Here is an 18,004-nt window from a genome sequence, read left to right as displayed (position 1 = left end):
AAGAAAATGGAGGATTGCACAAAGGCGACCAGCCCCAGGAAGAAGCCGGTCGTACGAAAGAGGGGTTAAGCGAAGGTGTCGATCAGGGTACCGAGCATTTCGTCTGAAGCCTTGGCGACCTTGGCGCCCAACTCCACTTGAAACTTGCCTTGGGCCATTTCAACCATATTGCTCGCCGAATTCGTCGGCTGGGCGCGGTCATTGGCTTGCAACCGGTCGCTCTGTGCGTCCGACGGCTGGGTGGTCGCGGCGCTGGCAATCCTGCCGGCGGCCTGGTCGACACGGCTCTGCCCGGCCTGAATAGTGCTCAGCCCCGAGTAAAACGCGCTGCTGCCAGAGATTTCCATGGCTTTAACCTGCCTTTAGAGAATCGTGAAGTTGAATTGAAGCAGACATACTGGCAAAAAGCCCGTTAAAAACACTAATGGCATAATGCCGTGCCGATAGCCAGAATCAGTCAAGCAGGTCCAGTTGCAGGTACTCAGCTACCGCCTCGGCACCGGCGTGCTTGAGCTTGGGTACTCGGCCCAGGCATGGCGCGGGCAAACGCTCGGCCAGGGTCGCGAGGTTTTCTTCCAGACGAGAGGTCTTGGGGTCGATGATATTCGCCACCCAACCGGCCAAGGGCAAACCGTCCCGGGTGATGGCTTCGGCGGTGAGCAAGGCATGGCTGATGCAACCCAGGCGCACACCCACCACCAGGATCACCGGCAGTTGCAGCGCCATGGCCAGGTCCGACAGGTTGTCCTGGTCAGCCAACGGCACCCGCCAACCGCCTGCGCCTTCGATGAGGGTGAAATCCGCCTGACGCGCCAGAATCTGCTGCATGGGTTTCAACAACGACTGCACCGTCAGCGCGACGCCGGCCTCCCGTGCGGCCAGATGGGGCGCGATGGCGGGTTCGAACGCCAGCGGGTTGACCTCGGCATAACTCAACGGCAATGAACACTCGGCCAGCAGCGCCAGGGCATCGGCGTTGCGCAAGCCCTTGACCGTGACCTGGCAACCGGAAGCCACGGGTTTTCCCGCCGCAGTACTTTTGCCGGTTAGCCGGGCGGCGTGCAACAGGCCGGCGGCGATAGTGGTCTTGCCGACATCCGTATCGGTGCCGGTGATGAAATAAGCGGCGCTCATAGGGGCTTCTCCAGGACGGCGTACACCACTTGATACGTGACCGGCAGTCCCTCGGCCTGACGGAACTGCTCGTAGGCGTCTACCAGTGCAACAATCCGCGCACGGCCCGTCAACCCTCCCGGGCGGCCCGGGTTGAGATTATGCGCACCGAGCGCCTTGAGCTCATGGGTCAGGCTGCGCACATCCGGGTAATGCAGCACATGGGCACGCCGCTCCAGGCTGACCACGCGCAAACCACTGGCCGCGCACAACTGCTGGTACGCCTCGAAAGTGCGGAAGCGATTGACGTGCACCAGGCCATCCGCCGCCCGCCAGCTTTCGCGCAACTCATCCAGCGTTCCGACGCACAAACTGGCGAACGCCAGCACGCCACCCGGTTGCAGCACGCGATAGGCCTCGCTGAGCACCGCCTCGAAGTTCGCACACCACTGCACCGCGAGGCTGGAGAAGAGCAACTCGAAGCTCTCGGCTTTTAGCGGTAAGCGTTCTGCATCGCCCGCGACAAAATGATGTGCGCCACCCAAAGGCCGCGCATGGTTAAGCATGCCCTCGGCAATATCCAACGCCACACCTTGGCTGGCGGGCAACAACTCGCCCAACACGCGGCTGAAATAACCCGTGCCGCAGCCTATATCCAGCCAGCGCTGTGGCGCGCACGCTGATGGCAGGCGGGCCAGCAGCGCATGCCCCACCGCTCGCTGCAACTCGGCGACGCTGTCGTAACTGGCCGCCGCACGGGAAAACGACGCCGCCACCTGACGTTTGTCCGGCAAGGCGCCCGGCAGGGAGGGCTGGGATAAATCAGTCATCGACGCACTCATGCAAAAAAGCCTGGATGGCCCCCGCCACACCGTGGGGGTCTTCCAGAAGAAAAGCGTGACCAGCCTGTTCAATCAGGCCGATTTCCACATCCGGCAGCAGCTTAAGCAGGTCGCTGGCGGCTTCGGCGGGCACCAATCCGTCCATGCCGGCGAACAGGTGCAACTGTGGGCCGCGATAAGCCAGCAAGGCTTCGCGGGTATCCAGTTGGGCCAGCAGTTCCAGGCCGGGCATCAACACGCTGGACGCTGAATGCGGCGCGCCGCTGACCAGCAGGCGCGACAGCCCGCGCGGGTCCTCGGCGCCCTTGGCGCACAACAGGCCGAAGCGCTTGAGGGTGACTTGGGAGTCGGCATGGCAGCCGGCCAGGAACGCATCGAAGGTCGCGGCGGGCATCCCATGGGGCCAGCCGTCGTGGGCGACGAAACACGGGTTGCTCGCCAGGGTCAGCAAGCCGCAGCAACGCTCGCCGCGCCGCGCCGCCAGTTCGGCAGCGAGCATGCCGCCCAGGGACCAACCGCCCAGCCAGGCGTTGTCGGGCAGGGTAGCGTCGAGTTCGTCGAGCCATTCATCGAGGTCGCTGGAAGCAAGCGCCGGCAATGGCTCGACCTGCACCTGCAGGTGTGCGTCCAGGCCACGCAAGGCGGCGGCCAAAGGCTCCAGCGGCGATACGCCGAGACCCCAGCCGGGCAGCAGGATCAGTCGATCACGCATGGTCGGGCTCCATGGCGCCAAGCAAGCGGAAACACTCTTCCAATGCGTTTAACAATAGCTGCACCTGCGCTTCGCTGTGGGCTGCGGTCAAGGTCACGCGCAAACGCGCGCTGCCGGCGGGTACGGTGGGTGGGCGGATCGCCGTGACCATCAGGCCGCGCTCACGCAGCATCTGCGACAGACGCACGGCCTTGGCACTGTCGCCGATCAGGATCGGCTGGATCGGTGTAAAGCTGTCCATCAAGTCCAGGCCAAGTTGCTCGGCACCCTGGCGAAACTGACGAATCAGGCGGTCGAGGTGCTCGCGCCGCCAATGTTCGGTGCGTAGCAGCTCCAGGCTTTTCAGGGTGGCGCAGGCCAGCGCCGGCGGTTGGCTGGTGGTGTAGATATACGGCCGGGCAAACTGGATCAGGCTTTCGACCAGGTCCTCACTGCCCGCGACAAACGCGCCCGCCGTGCCGAACGCTTTGCCCAGGGTGCCGACCAATACCGGCACGTCGTCCTGGCTCAAGCCGAAATGCTCGACGATCCCGCCGCCATTAGCACCCAGCGGACCAAAGCCATGGGCATCATCCACCATCAACCAGGCGCCTTTGGCCCTGGCTGCACGGGCCAGTGCCGGCAGGTCGGCCAGATCGCCGTCCATGCTGAACACACCATCGGTGACCACCAGCGTATTGCCGGAGGCTTTCTCCAGGCGCTTGGCCAGGCTGATCGCGTCGTTGTGCAAATAGCGATTGAAGCGCGCACCGGACAGCAAGCCGGCATCCAGCAGCGAGGCATGGTTGAGACGGTCTTCCAGCACCGTATCGCCCTGCCCCACCAACGCCGTGACCGCACCAAGGTTGGCCATGTAGCCGGTGGTAAACAGCAGAGCACGCGGGCGGCCGGTGAGATCGGCCAGCGCCTCCTCCAGCTCATGGTGCGGCGTGGCGTGACCCACCACCAAGTGCGAGGCACCGCCGCCCACGCCCCAACGGGACGCCCCGGCGCGCCAGGCCTCGATCACTTGCGGGTGATTGGCCAGGCCCAGGTAATCGTTATTGCAGAATGCCAGGAGGGGTTGACCGTCAACCACCACCTCCGGGCCTTGGGGGCTCTGGAGCAGCGGGCGTTGACGGTAAAGGTGTTCGGCACGGCGGGCAGCGAGGCGCGCGGAGAGATCAAAAGACATGCAGGCCTCGGGGTGGCAGGTGCAACTCGGTCAAAACAGGTGGGGATCAAACAACGGCGTTATAGAACTGCTCGCTGCTCTTCTGCTCCACCAACGCCTGTTCGATGGCCGCCTGGTGCACTTCATCTGCATGCTCTTCACGGGCTTCCGGCAGGATGCCCAGGCGCGAGAACAGTTGCATGTCCTTGTCGGCCTGAGGGTTGGCGGTGGTCAGCAGTTTGTCGCCGTAGAAGATCGAGTTGGCACCGGCAAAGAACGCCAGGGCCTGCATCTGCTCGTTCATGGCTTCGCGCCCCGCCGACAGGCGCACATGGGATTGCGGCATCAGGATGCGCGCCACGGCCAGCATGCGGATGAAATCGAACGGGTCGATGTCCTCGGCATTTTCCAACGGTGTACCGGCGACTTTCACCAGCATGTTGATCGGCACCGACTCCGGATGCTCCGGCAGGTTGGCCAACTGGATCAGCAGGTTGGCGCGGTCGTCGAGGGACTCGCCCATGCCAAGGATGCCGCCGGAGCAGATCTTCATCCCCGACTCACGCACATAGGCCAGGGTTTGCAGGCGCTCGCTGTAGGTACGGGTGGTGATGATACTGCCGTAGAACTCCGGCGACGTGTCCAGGTTGTGGTTGTAGTAATCCAGGCCGGCCTGGGCCAGGGCTTGGGTCTGGTCCTGGTCGAGACGGCCGAGGGTCATGCAGGTTTCCAGGCCCATGGCCTTCACGCCCTTGACCATCTGCAGCACATAGGGCATGTCTTTGGCCGACGGGTGTTTCCAGGCGGCGCCCATGCAGAAACGGGTCGAACCGATGGCCTTGGCGCGAGCGGCCTCTTCGAGGACCTTCTGCACCTCCATCAGCTTTTCTTTTTCCAGGCCCGTGTTGTAGTGGCCCGACTGCGGACAATATTTGCAATCTTCCGGGCAGGCACCGGTCTTGATCGACAGCAGGGTCGACACCTGTACACGGTTGGCATCGAAATGCGCGCGGTGCACGGTCTGCGCCTGGAACAACAGGTCATTGAACGGCTGCACGAACAACGCTTTGACTTCGGCTAAGGACCAATCGTGACGCAAGGTGGCGGTGGTGCTGGCGCTCATGGGCGATTCCTTGATTATGCTTTGGCAAGCGCTGCGGGAAGGGCAATACCCACAGACACGACACGGATGCTCGGCATATTTAAGGAAGATTCATGCACTGTCAACCAAGCCGCAAACACGAAGTTTACATCTGGTCAAAAAACACACAGAAATGTTTAATCTGCGACGAGACGACTGAAACCGCCGACTGTGTGTGCAACGTCTGCGAAACCGAGCTGCCCTGGCTGATGGAGCATTGCGAAATCTGCGCCTTGCCTTTGGCGATGGACGGCCTGGTCTGCGGCCAGTGCCTGAGACAACCGCCTGCCTTTAAACACGTGATCGCCCCCTGGACCTACAGCTTTCCGGTGGACACCCTGATCAGTCGCTTCAAGCACCAGGCACGCTGGCCCCTCGGGCATATGCTGGGGCGCTTGCTGGGGCACTACTTGCAACATCGCTTCGACAACCACTCACTCACCCGCCCGGACATGCTGCTGCCGGTGCCCATGGCCCGCAGGCGCCTGCGTGAACGGGGCTATAACCAGGCGCTGATGCTGGCGCGCTGGCTCAGCGCCGACCTCGACCTTCCCCACGATGCACATCTATTGCTACGCCCTTATGAAACCGTCGCGCAGCAAGCCCTCGACGCCAAGACGCGCAAACGCAACCTGCTCAACGCCTTCGCCCTGGCCCCGGGTGCCGAGGTGTGCGGCCGCCACCTGGCACTGGTGGACGACGTGCTCACCACCGGCGCCACCGCCCACAGCCTGGCGCGGTTATTGATCAACGCCGGCGCGCGACAGGTAGACGTGTACTGCCTGGCCCGCACGCCAAAGCCTGGCACTTGACTCTCATGCCTCGCGGCCGCAACGTCCGCTCATCCCACCACAGCGAATGCCCATGTCCCTACCGACTCTGCTCAGCCAACATATTGTCCGCCGCCCCCAGCGTATCGCCCTGCTGGGGCATATCGCCGAGCAGGGCTCCATCACCCGCGCCGCCAAAAGTGCGGGCTTGAGCTACAAGGCCGCCTGGGACGCCATTGACGAGCTGAACAACCTGGCGCAAAAACCCTTGGTCGAACGCAGTGTCGGCGGCAAGGGCGGCGGCGGCGCCAAACTCACGGCCGAGGGTGAACGGGTGTTGCGCCTCTACCAGCGCCTGCAAGTGTTGCAGGCCGAAGTGCTCGGCTCGGACGAGGCCGCCAGCGACTTCAACCTGCTCGGCCGCTTGATGCTGCGCACCAGCGCCCGTAACCAGTTGCATGGCCAGGTCATTGCGATTGAACAGCATGGCCGCAACGACCTGATCCACCTGCAACTCGCCGAAGGGCTGACCCTGGCGGCGCAAATCACCCATGACAGTACGCAACGGCTGGAGCTGGAGGTCGGCGTGGAAGTTGTCGCGCTGATCAAGGCCGGCTGGCTGGAATTGCTGGCGCCCGACAAACCTGCAACACCTGGACACAATTGCATGAGCGGGACCGTAGACGCGATTCTCGCCGCCGAGGACGGCCCCAGCGAAGTGCGCATCGCCCTGCCCAATGGCCAGGTTTTATGCGCCTTGGCGCAGCCCGCCGAGCTCGAGACCCTGGGCGCCGCCGTTGGCAGGATGCTCCAAGTGCAATTTGCCGCCAGCAATGTGCTGCTCGGCACGCCGGTCTGAGCCGAGTAGCTCTTCAAACTGCAACAATTTCGTCACGCCCGCTCCTTATGGTGTCTGCAAAAACCGCAGGGAGCCTGACATGAACCTATTAGAAGAAAACCAAGCCACCGACCTCGAACAGATGGTCGGCCTCACCCGCCGCCGCTTCATCGGTGCCGGCGCCCTGTGCGGTGCGGCGATGTTCCTCGGTGGCAACCTGCTGAGCCGCAGCGCCCTGGCCGTCAATGCCGCCTCCGCCAGCCCGCTGCTGGGCTTTACCAGCATCGCCGCAGCCACCAGCGACACCATCACCCTGCCACCGGGCTACAGCGCTTCGGTGCTGATCAGCTGGGGCCAGCCGCTGCACAAGAGCGCGCCGGCCTTCGACCCGTCCGGCAACGGCACCGCCAAGGCCCAGGAACAACAGTTCGGCGACAACAACGACGGCATGAGTCTGTTCGCCTTCCCCGGCGACGACAACCGCGCGCTGATGGCGATCAACAACGAGTACACCAACTACCGCTACCTCTTCGCCCACGGCGGCGCGCCGCAATCGGCCGAAGACGTGCACAAGGCCCAGGCCAGTGAAGGTGTGTCGGTGATCGAAGTACGGCGCAAGGGCGATACCTGGCAGTTCGTCCAGGACTCGCGCTACAACCGCCGCATCCACGGCAACTCGCCGATCCGCCTGAGCGGCCCCGCCGCCGGCCATGAATGGTTGAAAACCAGCGCCGACAAGTCCGGCAAAAAAGCCCTCGGCACCTTTCAGAACTGCGCCAACGGCCAGACCCCATGGGGCACTTACCTGACCTGCGAAGAGAACTTCACCGACTGCTTCGGCAGCAGCAACCCCCAGCAAACCTTCGATGCCGGGCAGAAACGCTACGGCGTGGTGGCCGCCAGCAAAGAGATCAATTGGCACCTGCACGACCCGCGCTTCGACCTGGCCAAGAACCCCAATGAGCTCAACCGCCACGGCTGGGTCGTGGAAATCGACCCGTTCGACCCGCAATCCACCCCGGCCAAACGCACCGCCCTGGGCCGTTTCAAGCACGAGAACGCCGCTCTGGCGCAAACCCGTGACGGCCGCGCCGTGGTGTACATGGGCGACGACGAACGCGGCGAGTTCATCTACAAGTTCGTCAGCCGCGACAAGATCAACCACAAGAACCCCAAAACCAACAAAGACCTGCTCGACCACGGCACCTTGTACGTGGCCATCTTCGATGCGGGCGATGGCAACGCCGATCATCCGAAGGGCAAAGGGCAATGGGTCGAGCTGACCCATGGCAAAAACGGCATCGACGCCAGCACCGGCTTCGCCAGCCAGGCCGAAGTGCTGATCCACGCACGGCTGGCCGCCAGTGTGGTGAAAGCCACGCGCATGGACCGCCCGGAATGGATCGTGGTCAGCCCTACCGACGGCCAGGTCTATTGCACCCTGACCAACAACGCCAAGCGCGGCGAAGACGGCCAACCGGTGGGCGGGCCCAACCCGCGTGAGAAAAACGTCTACGGCCAGATCCTGCGCTGGAAGGCCAACGCCGATGACCATGGCGCCGCGGACTTCAGCTGGGACCTGTTTGTGGTGGCCGGCAACCCGGGTGTGCATGCCGGCACGCCAAAAGGTGGCTCGTCCAACATCAACCCGCAGAACATGTTCAACAGCCCCGACGGCCTGGGGTTCGACAAGGCCGGGCGCCTGTGGATCCTCACCGATGGCGACTACAGCAACGCTGGCGACTTCGCGGGCATGGGCAATAACCAGATGCTCTGCGCCGACCCGAGCACCGGTGAAATCCGTCGTTTCATGGTCGGGCCGGTGGCCTGTGAGGTGACGGGCATCAGCTTCTCGCCGGATCAGAAAACCCTGTTTGTGGGGATCCAGCACCCGGGTGAAACCGGGGGTTCGACCTGGCCGGAGCATCTGCCGAATGGCAAGCCGCGTTCGTCGGTGATGGCGATTCGGCGGGATGATGGCGGGATTGTCGGCGCCTGATAGACCGCTATCGGGGGCAAGCCCCCTCCCACACTGGAGATAAACGCGGTCACCTGTGGGAGGGGGCTTGCCCCTGATGCCAGTGGCACAGGCGCCCCCTATCTCCAGCCTGGTGCGTTACCATACCCGGCCGGACGCGGCGCCCTGCTGCGCGCAGGAGTTCGCATGGCCCATCCGTTTGAAACCCTCACCCCCGACCTGGTACTCGACGCTGTCGAAAGCATCGGTTTCCTCAGCGATGCCCGCGTCTTGGCGCTCAACAGCTACGAAAACCGCGTGTATCAGGTGGGCATCGAAGACTCCGAACCGCTGATCGCCAAGTTCTACCGCCCCCAGCGCTGGACCAACGAAGCGATCCTCGAAGAGCACCGTTTCACCTTCGAGTTGGCCGAGTGTGACGTGCCGGTGGTCGCGCCGATGATTCATAACGGCGAAAGCCTGTTCGAGCACGCCGGTTTCCGCTTCACTCTGTTCCCCCGCCGTGGCGGCCGCGCACCGGAGCCGGGCAACCTTGACCAGCTTTATCGCCTTGGGCAACTGCTCGGCCGCTTGCACGCCGTGGGTTCCACCCGCCCGTTCGAACACCGCGAAGCCTTGGGTGTGAAGAACTTCGGCCACGACTCGCTCAATACGTTGCTCGAAGGCAATTTCATTCCCAAGAGCCTGCTGCCAGCCTACGAGTCCGTGGCCCGCGACCTGCTCAAGCGCGTGGAAGAGGTGTACAAAGCCACGCCGCACAAGAACATCCGCATGCACGGCGATTGCCACCCCGGCAACATGATGTGCCGCGATGAGATGTTCCACATCGTCGACCTCGACGATTGCCGCATGGGCCCGGCGGTGCAGGACTTATGGATGATGCTCGCCGGTGATCGCCAGGAATGCCTGGGCCAGCTGTCGGAACTGATGGACGGCTACCAGGAATTCCACGACTTCGACCCGCGTGAACTGGCGCTGATCGAGCCGCTGCGCGCGTTGCGCCTGATGCACTACAGCGCGTGGCTGGCACGGCGCTGGGATGATCCGGCTTTCCCCCACAGCTTCCCGTGGTTCGGCAGCGAGCGGTATTGGGGCGACCAGGTGCTGGCGCTGCGCGAGCAACTCTCAGCCCTCAACGAAGAGCCGCTGAAACTCTTCTGATTGCTTCTAATGTGGGAGGGAGTTCCCTCCCACACAAAGCAGACCTCACTACCAAGCCAGTCCCATTGGTAGACAAATATCCTTACAATCGCCCTTTGTTAGCTGCCTAAGCAAGGATTCCGCATGCAAGCCGCCAACCCCCGCAAGGGGTACATCCTGGGCCTGAGCGCCTATGTCATCTGGGGTCTGTTCCCGCTCTACTTCAAAGCCATCGCCAGTGTGCCCGCCGCCGAAATCATCGTGCACCGGGTGCTGTGGTCCGCGCTGTTCGGTGGTTTGCTGCTGATGGTGTGGAAGCACCCGGGCTGGTTCCGCGAACTGCGCGACAACCCCAGGCGCCTGGCAATCCTGGCACTCAGCGGTTCGTTGATTGCCGGTAACTGGCTGACCTATGTGTGGTCGGTAAACAGCGGGCGCATGCTCGAAGCCAGCCTGGGTTACTACATCAACCCACTGGTGAATGTGCTGCTGGGCATGCTGTTGCTCGGCGAGCGCCTGCGTCGCCTGCAATGGGTGGCCGTGGGGCTGGCCGCAGTGGGTGTGGCACAACAGGTCTGGCAGGTGGGCAGCTTGCCGTGGGTATCGTTGGTACTGGCGCTGACTTTCGGTTTCTACGGCCTGATCCGCAAGCAGGCGCCGGTCAAGGCGCTGCCGGGGCTGGTGGTGGAGACCTGGATGCTGGTGCCGATTGCGGTGGCCTGGTTGCTGTTCAACCCGTCGGCCCACAGTGCACAACTGGCGTTCTGGAGCACATCCGAAGCCTGGTGGCTGGTGGCGGCCGGCCCGGTGACGTTGATCCCGCTGGTGTGCTTCAACGCCGCCGCACGGCATTTGCCCTACACCGCCTTGGGCTTTTTGCAGTATGTGGCACCGACCCTGGTGTTACTGGAAGCGGTGCTGCTGTTCGGTGAGCACCTGGCGTCAAGCACGCTGATCGCGTTTGCCTTTATCTGGGCCGGACTGGTGGTCTACAGCGTCGATGCCTGGTTGAGCGTGCGCAAACGCTGATCAAATAACGTACAAACCTCTGCAAGCCCCAGCCAGCCTGGCTTGCAGAGATCCACCCCAAGGTTATCCACAACCTGATCCCCGCCATTTGTGCACAAGCCCTTGAAACTGCTCGTTTTTTGCTCAGCTGGCGCAGAAGCCCGGTGGACGTGGCCTGGCGCCGGGTCTCTACAGGTTATCCACAGGCCCATGCAAGATTTCCATGCATAACCTTGTGGGTGGTTATTCCTCACTGTGCAGTTCCACCATCAGATCATCCGCCAGGGTTTCCAGGGATTCCTGCAACGCCTCCAAGGACAAGCTCGACGGCACCTGCAACAGCGCCTCGGCGCTGAACAGCGGATCACCGCTCATCGGTGCAGGGCGTACATCGGTGCTCAAGCGCTCCAGGTTGACGCCCTGCTTGCTCAACAGCGCCGTGATCTCGCGCACGATGCCCGAGCGGTCGTTGCCCAGCAGCGTCATCACGATCGACTTGGACGCCGATGCCTGGCCACTGCTGCCCTCTCCCACCAGCACGCGAATACCGTGTGTGGATAAATCCTCCAAAGCCCCCACCAAGGTCTGACGACTCTCGGCAGGCACGCTGACCCGCAGGATCCCGGCAAACTGCCCGGCCATATGCGCCATTCGGCTTTCCAGCCAATTGCCGCCGTGGGCCGCGATGTTCTGCGCGATGCGTTCCACCAGGCCGGGTTTGTCGGCGGCAATAATAGTGAGTACAAGATGGTCCATGGCGAAGCCCTCTGAATTCAATCTACAAGGTGGACCCGGAGGCCCGCGAAAACAAATCGTGTACCATTTTTATATTTATCTGGAACAATCCAATAGTTTTTTGAGAACATCCGGTTCTCCGCTGTGACCGTACGACCAAAGTGGGTCGCTAAACGACGTATTTAGTCTAATTTTCACAACCGCAAGTCATCATGTAGTATGCCCTCCCGTGCACTACATAATGAAAATCCGAAACAGCGCATTAGCTCCGCAGAGTGAGGCAAGCAATGACTGAACACGTTCAAGTCGGTGGCCTGCAGGTCGCCAAAGTCCTGTTCGACTTCGTGAACAACGAAGCCATTCCCGGTACCGGCATCACTGCCGACCAGTTCTGGGCCGGTGCCGACAAGGTCATCCATGACCTGGCACCGAAGAACAAAGCCCTGCTCGCCAAACGCGACGATTTCCAGGCGCGGATCGATACCTGGCATCAGACTCACGCCGGCCAGGCCCACGACCCGGTGGCCTACAAAGCCTTCCTGCAAGACATCGGATACCTGCTGCCAGAAGCCGCAGACTTCCAGGCCTCGACCCAAAACGTCGATGACGAAATCGCCCGCATGGCCGGCCCGCAACTGGTGGTGCCGGTGATGAACGCCCGCTTCGCCCTCAACGCGTCCAATGCGCGTTGGGGCTCGCTGTACGACGCGCTGTATGGCACCGACGCCATCAGCGAAGCCGACGGCGCCGAAAAGGGCAAGGGCTACAACAAAGTGCGTGGCGACAAGGTGATCGCCTTCGCCCGTGCCTTCCTCGACGAAGCCGCGCCGCTGAGCGCCGGCAGCCATGTCGACTCCACCGGCTACAAGATCGTCGACGGCAAGCTGATCGTCAGCCTCAAGGGCGGCAGCAACAGCGGCCTGCGTGACGACGCCCAGTTGATCGGTTTCCAGGGCCCAGCGGCCGAGCCGATCGCAATCCTGCTGAAACACAACGGCCTGCACTTCGAAATCCAGATCGACGCCAGCACCCCGGTTGGCCAGACCGATGCCGCCGGCGTCAAAGACGTGCTGATGGAAGCCGCACTCACCACCATCATGGACTGTGAAGACTCCGTCGCCGCCGTCGATGCCGATGACAAAGTGGTGATCTACCGCAACTGGCTCGGCCTGATGAAGGGCGACCTGGCCGAAGAAGTGGCCAAGGGCGGCAAGACCTTCACCCGCACCATGAACGCCGACCGCGTCTACACCGGCGTCGACGGCCAGGACGTGACGCTGCACGGCCGTTCGCTGCTGTTTGTGCGTAACGTTGGCCACTTGATGACCATCGACGCGATCCTCGACAAAGACGGCAACGAAGTACCGGAAGGCATCCTCGACGGCCTGCTCACCAGCCTGGCCGCGATCCACAGCCTCAACGGCAACAACACACGCAAGAACAGCCGCACCGGCTCGGTGTACATCGTCAAGCCGAAGATGCACGGTCCGGAAGAAGCCGCGTTCACCAACGAGCTGTTCGGCCGCATCGAAGACGTGCTGAACCTGCCGCGCAACACCCTCAAGGTCGGGATCATGGACGAGGAGCGCCGCACCACGGTCAACCTCAAGGCCTGCATCAAGGCGGCCAGCGAGCGCGTGGTGTTTATCAACACCGGCTTCCTCGACCGCACCGGCGACGAGATCCACACCTCCATGGAAGCCGGCGCGATGGTGCGCAAGGCGGCGATGAAGGCGGAAAAATGGATCGGCGCCTACGAGAACTGGAACGTCGATATTGGCTTGAGCACCGGCCTGCAAGGCCGTGCGCAGATCGGTAAAGGCATGTGGGCGATGCCCGACCTGATGGCGGCGATGCTCGAACAAAAAATCGCCCACCCACTGGCCGGCGCCAACACCGCCTGGGTGCCATCGCCGACAGCCGCCGCACTGCACGCGCTGCACTACCACAAGGTCGACGTATTCGCACGCCAGGCCGAACTGGCCAAGCGCGAACGCGCGTCGGTAGACGACATCCTGACCATTCCCCTGGCCAGCAACACCGACTGGTCCGAGGAAGAAATCCGCAACGAACTGGACAACAACGCCCAGGGCATCCTCGGCTATGTGGTGCGCTGGATCGACCAGGGTGTGGGCTGCTCGAAAGTGCCGGACATCAACGACGTCGGCCTGATGGAAGACCGCGCCACCCTGCGCATCTCCAGCCAGCACATTGCCAACTGGCTGCGCCACGGCATCGTCAACGAAGCCCAGGTGATGGAAAGCCTCAAGCGCATGGCGCCGGTGGTGGACCGTCAGAATGCCGGGGATGCGCTGTACCGTCCGCTGGCGCCGGATTTCGACAGCAACATTGCGTTCCAGGCAGCGGTGGAGTTGGTGATTGAAGGGACTAAACAGCCGAATGGCTATACCGAGCCGGTGTTGCACCGTCGGCGCAGGGAGTTCAAGGCCAGGAATGGCCTTTGAGTAAAAGCTAGCAACGCCGAAGCCCTGATCATTCGATCAGGGCCTCGGTCTTGATATCCACCATTATTTAATCGCGGCACTCAATCAGAATTGTCTATTATCAAGACCAGCTTGAATCAGAGACCGCAGGTCAATTAGAAACTTTGCAACCCCAGCAACTGACTTGCTTAATCCAAAACCTCATAAATAACTGCTGAATATAAAGAGCCCTGAAGATAAGGACTCTTTATTTACATTGAAAAAACTAATAACTAGACCGTCATATCATATTTACCATAGAACGTCGCAGTTCCACCCGACCCGGTAACGGTCACATTTTTCAGCTCACCGTTAAAGGTTCCACCTGAAACAGTCACGCTGATTGTTCCACCGGTTACATTGTCAAAATCTTCGCCTGCCGGACTCTTGTACTCGAGACCAAAAGACCCCGCTGGCAGTTCATTCAGTCCATCCGACAAGCGCTTGCCGTACTGAATGCGCAGCTCCACTCTATTCACTTCCATATGAATATAAAATCGGTCTCCGAAAAAGTGATTCGCGTGAAAGCCTTCAGAGTGCCCACCCGTTACGACGGTGATGGTTGATGACCCGGAGCCACGATGGGACTTCTCAATCTTGCTAACCGTTTGTTTTTCAGTACTCATGATAAACTCCTGTTTAACTCATCAAGTAGGGGCATCGATTCCAACCAGCCCCTCGCAACGATTAAACAGGCCACGCTTAAAACGCCGATACTGTGAAATCTGACAGTCCCGACCAACGGTATCAGCCGTCTACTGTGCCATCCCCAACTCCCGCTTGACCAGCTTCGCCAACTTCACGCTGTCGATCGGCTTGAGCAAAAAATCCACCACACTCAAATGCATCGCATCAATCACATCCGGCGCTTCGGCATCCCCCGACATGATGATGATCGGCAGCGCCGCGCGGGTGGATTCGCGCACTTGCTTGATCAACTCCAGACCATTGCTGGGTTTCATGCGCAGATCGGTGATCAGCAAACCGATGGAACTGCTGGACTTCAATAAATCCCACGCGGCCTCGCCACTGTCGGCCGTCATGCAGCGAATACCGTCCAAGCCCAGGATCTCCGCCAGCAGTTCACGCGCGTCCTTGTCGTCATCAACAATCAACACGCGTTGTGGCGGTAGATCAGGCTCCAGCATCACGGCGCTGAGCGCCTCGCGCTCGGCATCACTTAAAATATCGTGGTCGGACATACGTTTCTCAGCGGTTTTCGACAATCTTCCAGCACACTCGTCAGACATCTGCGGAAGGGCGTTCAATGTGCACTTCGTCGGAAAGTTTGCCTAGTGGGTGTTCTACGGGGTTTGGACGATAGTCGTGTAAGGTTTTTCCCTAGTTCTGCGGCGTTTTCATCGACCTAGACTTACGTCCAATGGGCACCCGCCGCTCAGGAGTCGACCATGCAGGACGATAACGACAAAAAAATTGCGGTCATGGTTATGAGTAAAGCTGATGCCTTCGCCCAGGCGGGAAAAACTGCTGTATTGCAGAACATCCACGGCACCCTGCAGTTCCTGCAACGCTTCCCACCGTTCAACCAGATGGAAAACGCGCACCTGGCGTTTCTGGTGGAACAGTGCCAACTGCGCTTCTTCGGTCCCGGCGAGAGCATCCTCAAGCCATCGGGCGGGCCGGTGGAACACTTTTACATCGTCAAGCAGGGCCGCGTCGTGGGTGAACGGCCGGACGCCACGCAAGCCACCTTCGAAATCACCACCGGCGAGTGTTTCCCCCTCGCTGCATTGTTAGGTGAACGCGCCACCCGCACCGAACACAAGGCCGCTGAAGACACCTTCTGCCTGCAACTGAACAAGCCGGCCTTTATCAAGCTGTTCGCGCTGTCCAGCCCGTTCCGCGACTTCGCCCTGCGCGGTGTCAGCAGCCTGCTCGACCAGGTCAACCAGCAAGTGCAGCAAAAAGCCGTGGAAACCCTCGGTACCCAATATTCCCTGAATACCCGCCTGGGCGAATTGGCCATGCGCCATCCGGTCACCTGCAGCCCGCAGACACCGTTGCGCGAAGCGGTAACGCTGATGCATGAGCAGCAGGTGGGCAGCATTGTGATTGTCGATGAACACAAGGCGCCCCTGGGCATTTTCACCCTGCGCGACCTGCGCCAGGTGGTGGCCGACGGCACCGGCGACTTCAGCCAGGGCATTGAAGGCCATATGACCCAGGCGCCGTTCTTTTTAACGCCGGACCACAGCGCCTTCGACGCCGCCATCGCCATGACCGAGCGACATATCGCCCACGTCTGCCTGGTCAAGGACCAGCGCCTGTGCGGCGTGGTGTCCGAGCGCGATCTGTTTTCCCTGCAACGGGTCGACCTGGTGCACCTGGCCCGTACCATCCGCAACGCGCCCCGGGTGGAGAACCTGGTGGCGCTGCGCGGCGAGATCGGCCAACTGGTGGAACGCATGCTCGCCCATGGCGCGTCGTCTACCCAGATCACCCACATCATTACCCTGCTCAACGATCACACGGTGTGCCGGGTGATCGAGCTGACCCTGGCCGAAAAAGGCGACCCTGGCGTGCCGTTCAGTTGGCTGTGTTTCGGCAGCGAAGGCCGGCGCGAGCAGACGCTGTACACCGACCAGGACAACGGCATCCTGTTCGAAGCCAGGGACGCGGTGGAGGCCGCCGAGATTCGCGAGCGGTTGCTGCCCCTGGCACAGCAGATCAACCAGAGCCTGGCGCTGTGCGGGTTCAGCCTGTGCAAGGGCAACATCATGGCCGGCAACCCCGAGTTGTGCCTGTCGCGGGCGGAATGGGCGCGGCGGTTTGCGGCGTTTATTCGCGAGGCGACGCCGGAGAACCTGCTGGGCTCGAGTATCTATTTCGACCTGCGCGTGGTGTGGGGCGATGAACGCGGCTGCGAGCAACTGCGCCAGGGCATTCTCGACCAAGTCGGGGATAACCGGCTGTTCCAACGCATGCTGGCCGAGAATGCCTTGCGCCAGCGCCCGCCCGTAGGGCGTTTCCGCGATTTTGTGCTGACCCGCAAAGGCGCGGAAAAGGCCACCCTCGACCTCAAGGTGCAGGGCCTGACCCCCTTTGTCGACGGCGCACGCCTGCTGGCCCTGGCCAACGGCATCCACGCCAATAACACCCTGGAGCGCCTGCGCCAGCTGGTGGTCAAGGAGGTGATCGAGCCCCTGGACGGCGCCGCCTATGAAGAGGCCTATCACTTTATCCAGCAAACCCGCATGCAGCAGCATCAGTTGCAGACCCGCGAGAACCAGCCGTATTCCAACCGCGTCGACCCCGACAGCCTCAACCACCTGGACCGCCGCATCCTGCGTGAATCCCTGCGCCAGGCCCAGCGCCTGCAAAGCAGCCTGACCTTGCGGTATCAACTGTGAGCTTGTTTGACTGGCTGCGCACGGCCAAGCCCAGACTCGATACCGCGCAACAACGGCGCCTGGAACAACTCCCCAAGCCCGCGGTGTTGGGCGACAACACGTTGCGCAGTCAGCGCTGGGTAGTGGTGGACCTGGAAACCAGCGGCCTGAATCTCAACCGCGACCAGGTGCTGTCCATCGGCGCGGTGGTGATCGAGGACGGCGCGGTGGATTTTTCCCAACTGTTCGAGCGCACCCTGCACCGCGCCGACACCAAACTCAGCCCCAGTGTGCTGATCCACGGCCTCGGCCCCAGCGCCATCGCGGCGGGCAGCGACCCGGCCGAGGCCCTGCTGGACTTCATGGAGTTCGTCGGCGACAGCCCGCTGCTCGCCTTCCACGCGCCATTCGATCAACACATGCTGGGCCGCGCCCTCAAGGACAGCCTGGGGTATCGACTGGCCCATACGTTTCTCGATGTAGCCGACATCGCCTCACTGTTGTGCCCCGAGGCGCATATCCGCGAGGCCGGCCTGGACGACTGGATCAACCACTTCAACCTGCACGTGGGCGAACGCCATCACGCCAGCGCCGATGCCCTGGCCACGGCGGAGCTGATGCTGATCCTGTTCAGCCGCGCGCGTCAGCAGCAGATCGACACGCCTCAGGTGCTGCAAGAGCGTTTGAGCCAATGGAAACGGCGCAGACACGCGCCATCATTTTAATGTCATCTCCCGACGG

General features: G+C 61.9%; 17 protein-coding genes. 8 read left to right on the top strand and 9 right to left on the bottom strand.

The window, feature by feature from the left end; translation table 11 throughout:
- Positions 1-65: 65 nt before the first annotated feature.
- The 6 genes from AC07OT_RS17400 to bioB all read right to left on the bottom strand — a co-directional run bounded on the left by AC07OT_RS17400 (position 66) and on the right by bioB (position 4,943).
- Complete coding sequence (locus AC07OT_RS17400; protein WP_065938217.1) at positions 66-347, bottom strand: pyrroloquinoline quinone biosynthesis protein PqqE; 282 nt, start codon at positions 345-347, stop codon at positions 66-68.
- 106 nt (positions 348-453) lie between these two features.
- The gene (bioD, locus tag AC07OT_RS17395) at positions 454-1,134 is read right to left on the bottom strand and encodes a dethiobiotin synthase (protein WP_495108601.1); all 681 of its coding nucleotides are present in this window, start codon (positions 1,132-1,134) and stop codon (positions 454-456) included.
- Positions 1,131-1,943 (bottom strand): malonyl-ACP O-methyltransferase BioC, encoded by an 813-nt coding sequence (gene bioC, locus AC07OT_RS17390; protein ID WP_495108600.1) that lies wholly within the window; start codon positions 1,941-1,943, stop codon positions 1,131-1,133. Before bioC ends, bioD begins: the two co-directional genes overlap by 4 nt.
- Positions 1,936-2,667, bottom strand: coding sequence for an alpha/beta fold hydrolase (locus AC07OT_RS17385; protein ID WP_495101977.1), 732 nt, complete (start codon positions 2,665-2,667; stop codon positions 1,936-1,938). Before AC07OT_RS17385 ends, bioC begins: the two co-directional genes overlap by 8 nt.
- Complete coding sequence (bioF, locus tag AC07OT_RS17380; RefSeq protein WP_495108599.1) at positions 2,660-3,841, bottom strand: 8-amino-7-oxononanoate synthase; 1,182 nt, start codon at positions 3,839-3,841, stop codon at positions 2,660-2,662. The genes AC07OT_RS17385 and bioF overlap by 8 nt, the downstream gene beginning before the upstream one ends.
- A 46-nt stretch (positions 3,842-3,887) precedes the next feature.
- Positions 3,888-4,943, bottom strand: a complete 1,056-nt coding sequence (gene bioB, locus AC07OT_RS17375; RefSeq protein WP_027605951.1) for a biotin synthase BioB — start codon at positions 4,941-4,943, stop codon at positions 3,888-3,890.
- A 92-nt stretch (positions 4,944-5,035) separates the two neighbouring features.
- Between bioB and AC07OT_RS17370 the strand changes: the two genes are divergently transcribed.
- From AC07OT_RS17370 to rarD, 5 genes are all read left to right on the top strand, one after another.
- Positions 5,036-5,773 (top strand): ComFC family protein, encoded by a 738-nt coding sequence (locus AC07OT_RS17370; protein ID WP_495108598.1) that lies wholly within the window; start codon positions 5,036-5,038, stop codon positions 5,771-5,773.
- 52 nt (positions 5,774-5,825) lie between these two features.
- Complete coding sequence (locus AC07OT_RS17365) at positions 5,826-6,590, top strand: TOBE domain-containing protein (RefSeq protein WP_495108597.1); 765 nt, start codon at positions 5,826-5,828, stop codon at positions 6,588-6,590.
- A gap of 79 nt (positions 6,591-6,669) precedes the next feature.
- Positions 6,670-8,568 carry a PhoX family protein gene (locus AC07OT_RS17360; RefSeq protein WP_495108596.1) on the top strand — a complete coding sequence of 633 codons (1,899 nt, stop codon included), beginning with the start codon at positions 6,670-6,672 and terminating at the stop codon, positions 8,566-8,568.
- Between the two features lie 165 nt (positions 8,569-8,733).
- The gene (locus AC07OT_RS17355; protein WP_015886213.1) at positions 8,734-9,708 is read left to right on the top strand and encodes a serine/threonine protein kinase; all 975 of its coding nucleotides are present in this window, start codon (positions 8,734-8,736) and stop codon (positions 9,706-9,708) included.
- 123 nt (positions 9,709-9,831) lie between these two features.
- Entirely contained in the window at positions 9,832-10,716 is an 885-nt protein-coding gene (gene rarD / locus AC07OT_RS17350) for an EamA family transporter RarD (protein WP_027605956.1), read from the top strand.
- Positions 10,717-10,938: 222 nt separating this feature from the next.
- Here rarD and AC07OT_RS17345 read toward each other — a convergent pair whose 3' ends face one another.
- On the bottom strand, positions 10,939-11,451 hold the full coding sequence (locus tag AC07OT_RS17345) for a glycine cleavage system transcriptional repressor (protein ID WP_495108595.1): 513 nt from the start codon (positions 11,449-11,451) through the stop codon (positions 10,939-10,941).
- Between the two features lie 266 nt (positions 11,452-11,717).
- Between AC07OT_RS17345 and AC07OT_RS17340 the strand changes: the two genes are divergently transcribed.
- Positions 11,718-13,895 carry a malate synthase G gene (locus AC07OT_RS17340; RefSeq protein ID WP_495108594.1) on the top strand — a complete coding sequence of 726 codons (2,178 nt, stop codon included), beginning with the start codon at positions 11,718-11,720 and terminating at the stop codon, positions 13,893-13,895.
- 251 nt (positions 13,896-14,146) lie between these two features.
- On the opposite strand, the gene AC07OT_RS17335 is transcribed toward AC07OT_RS17340, so the two are convergent.
- Positions 14,147-14,539: a hypothetical protein gene (locus AC07OT_RS17335; protein ID WP_495108593.1), complete on the bottom strand. Its 393-nt coding sequence runs from the start codon at positions 14,537-14,539 to the stop codon at positions 14,147-14,149.
- 129 nt (positions 14,540-14,668) lie between these two features.
- Entirely contained in the window at positions 14,669-15,115 is a 447-nt protein-coding gene (locus AC07OT_RS17330) for a response regulator (RefSeq protein WP_027605960.1), read from the bottom strand.
- 246 nt (positions 15,116-15,361) lie between these two features.
- On the opposite strand from AC07OT_RS17330, the gene AC07OT_RS17325 reads away from it, so the two are divergent.
- Complete coding sequence (locus AC07OT_RS17325) at positions 15,362-17,284, top strand: putative nucleotidyltransferase substrate binding domain-containing protein (protein WP_253492344.1); 1,923 nt, start codon at positions 15,362-15,364, stop codon at positions 17,282-17,284.
- A complete protein-coding gene (locus tag AC07OT_RS17320) occupies positions 17,281-17,988 on the top strand; it encodes a 3'-5' exonuclease (protein ID WP_495108592.1) in 708 nt (235 codons plus the stop codon). The genes AC07OT_RS17325 and AC07OT_RS17320 overlap by 4 nt, the downstream gene beginning before the upstream one ends.
- Positions 17,989-18,004 lie beyond the last annotated feature (16 nt).

Source organism: Pseudomonas sp. GW821-FHT09C10, from assembly GCF_059418085.1.
The sequence above is the reverse complement of the archived record's forward strand: the minus strand, read 5'-3'. Positions and strand labels throughout refer to the sequence as shown.

Bases quoted from the DNA above. Each gene is read 5' to 3' on its own strand.
- bioC (WP_495108600.1), bottom strand. From the start codon at position 1,943: ATGACTGATTTATCCCAGCCCTCCCTGCCGGGCGCCTTGCCGGACAAA.
- AC07OT_RS17370 (WP_495108598.1), top strand. From the start codon at position 5,036: ATGCACTGTCAACCAAGCCGCAAACACGAAGTTTACATCTGGTCAAAA.
- AC07OT_RS17330 (WP_027605960.1), bottom strand. From the start codon at position 15,115: ATGTCCGACCACGATATTTTAAGTGATGCCGAGCGCGAGGCGCTCAGC.
- bioD (WP_495108601.1), bottom strand. From the start codon at position 1,134: ATGAGCGCCGCTTATTTCATCACCGGCACCGATACGGATGTCGGCAAG.
- AC07OT_RS17345 (WP_495108595.1), bottom strand. From the start codon at position 11,451: ATGGACCATCTTGTACTCACTATTATTGCCGCCGACAAACCCGGCCTG.
- bioB (WP_027605951.1), bottom strand. From the start codon at position 4,943: ATGAGCGCCAGCACCACCGCCACCTTGCGTCACGATTGGTCCTTAGCC.
- AC07OT_RS17360 (WP_495108596.1), top strand. From the start codon at position 6,670: ATGAACCTATTAGAAGAAAACCAAGCCACCGACCTCGAACAGATGGTC.
- AC07OT_RS17385 (WP_495101977.1), bottom strand. From the start codon at position 2,667: ATGCGTGATCGACTGATCCTGCTGCCCGGCTGGGGTCTCGGCGTATCG.
- rarD (WP_027605956.1), top strand. From the start codon at position 9,832: ATGCAAGCCGCCAACCCCCGCAAGGGGTACATCCTGGGCCTGAGCGCC.
- AC07OT_RS17325 (WP_253492344.1), top strand. From the start codon at position 15,362: ATGAGTAAAGCTGATGCCTTCGCCCAGGCGGGAAAAACTGCTGTATTG.
- bioF (WP_495108599.1), bottom strand. From the start codon at position 3,841: ATGTCTTTTGATCTCTCCGCGCGCCTCGCTGCCCGCCGTGCCGAACAC.
- AC07OT_RS17365 (WP_495108597.1), top strand. From the start codon at position 5,826: ATGTCCCTACCGACTCTGCTCAGCCAACATATTGTCCGCCGCCCCCAG.
- AC07OT_RS17400 (WP_065938217.1), bottom strand. From the start codon at position 347: ATGGAAATCTCTGGCAGCAGCGCGTTTTACTCGGGGCTGAGCACTATT.
- AC07OT_RS17335 (WP_495108593.1), bottom strand. From the start codon at position 14,539: ATGAGTACTGAAAAACAAACGGTTAGCAAGATTGAGAAGTCCCATCGT.
- AC07OT_RS17355 (WP_015886213.1), top strand. From the start codon at position 8,734: ATGGCCCATCCGTTTGAAACCCTCACCCCCGACCTGGTACTCGACGCT.
- AC07OT_RS17340 (WP_495108594.1), top strand. From the start codon at position 11,718: ATGACTGAACACGTTCAAGTCGGTGGCCTGCAGGTCGCCAAAGTCCTG.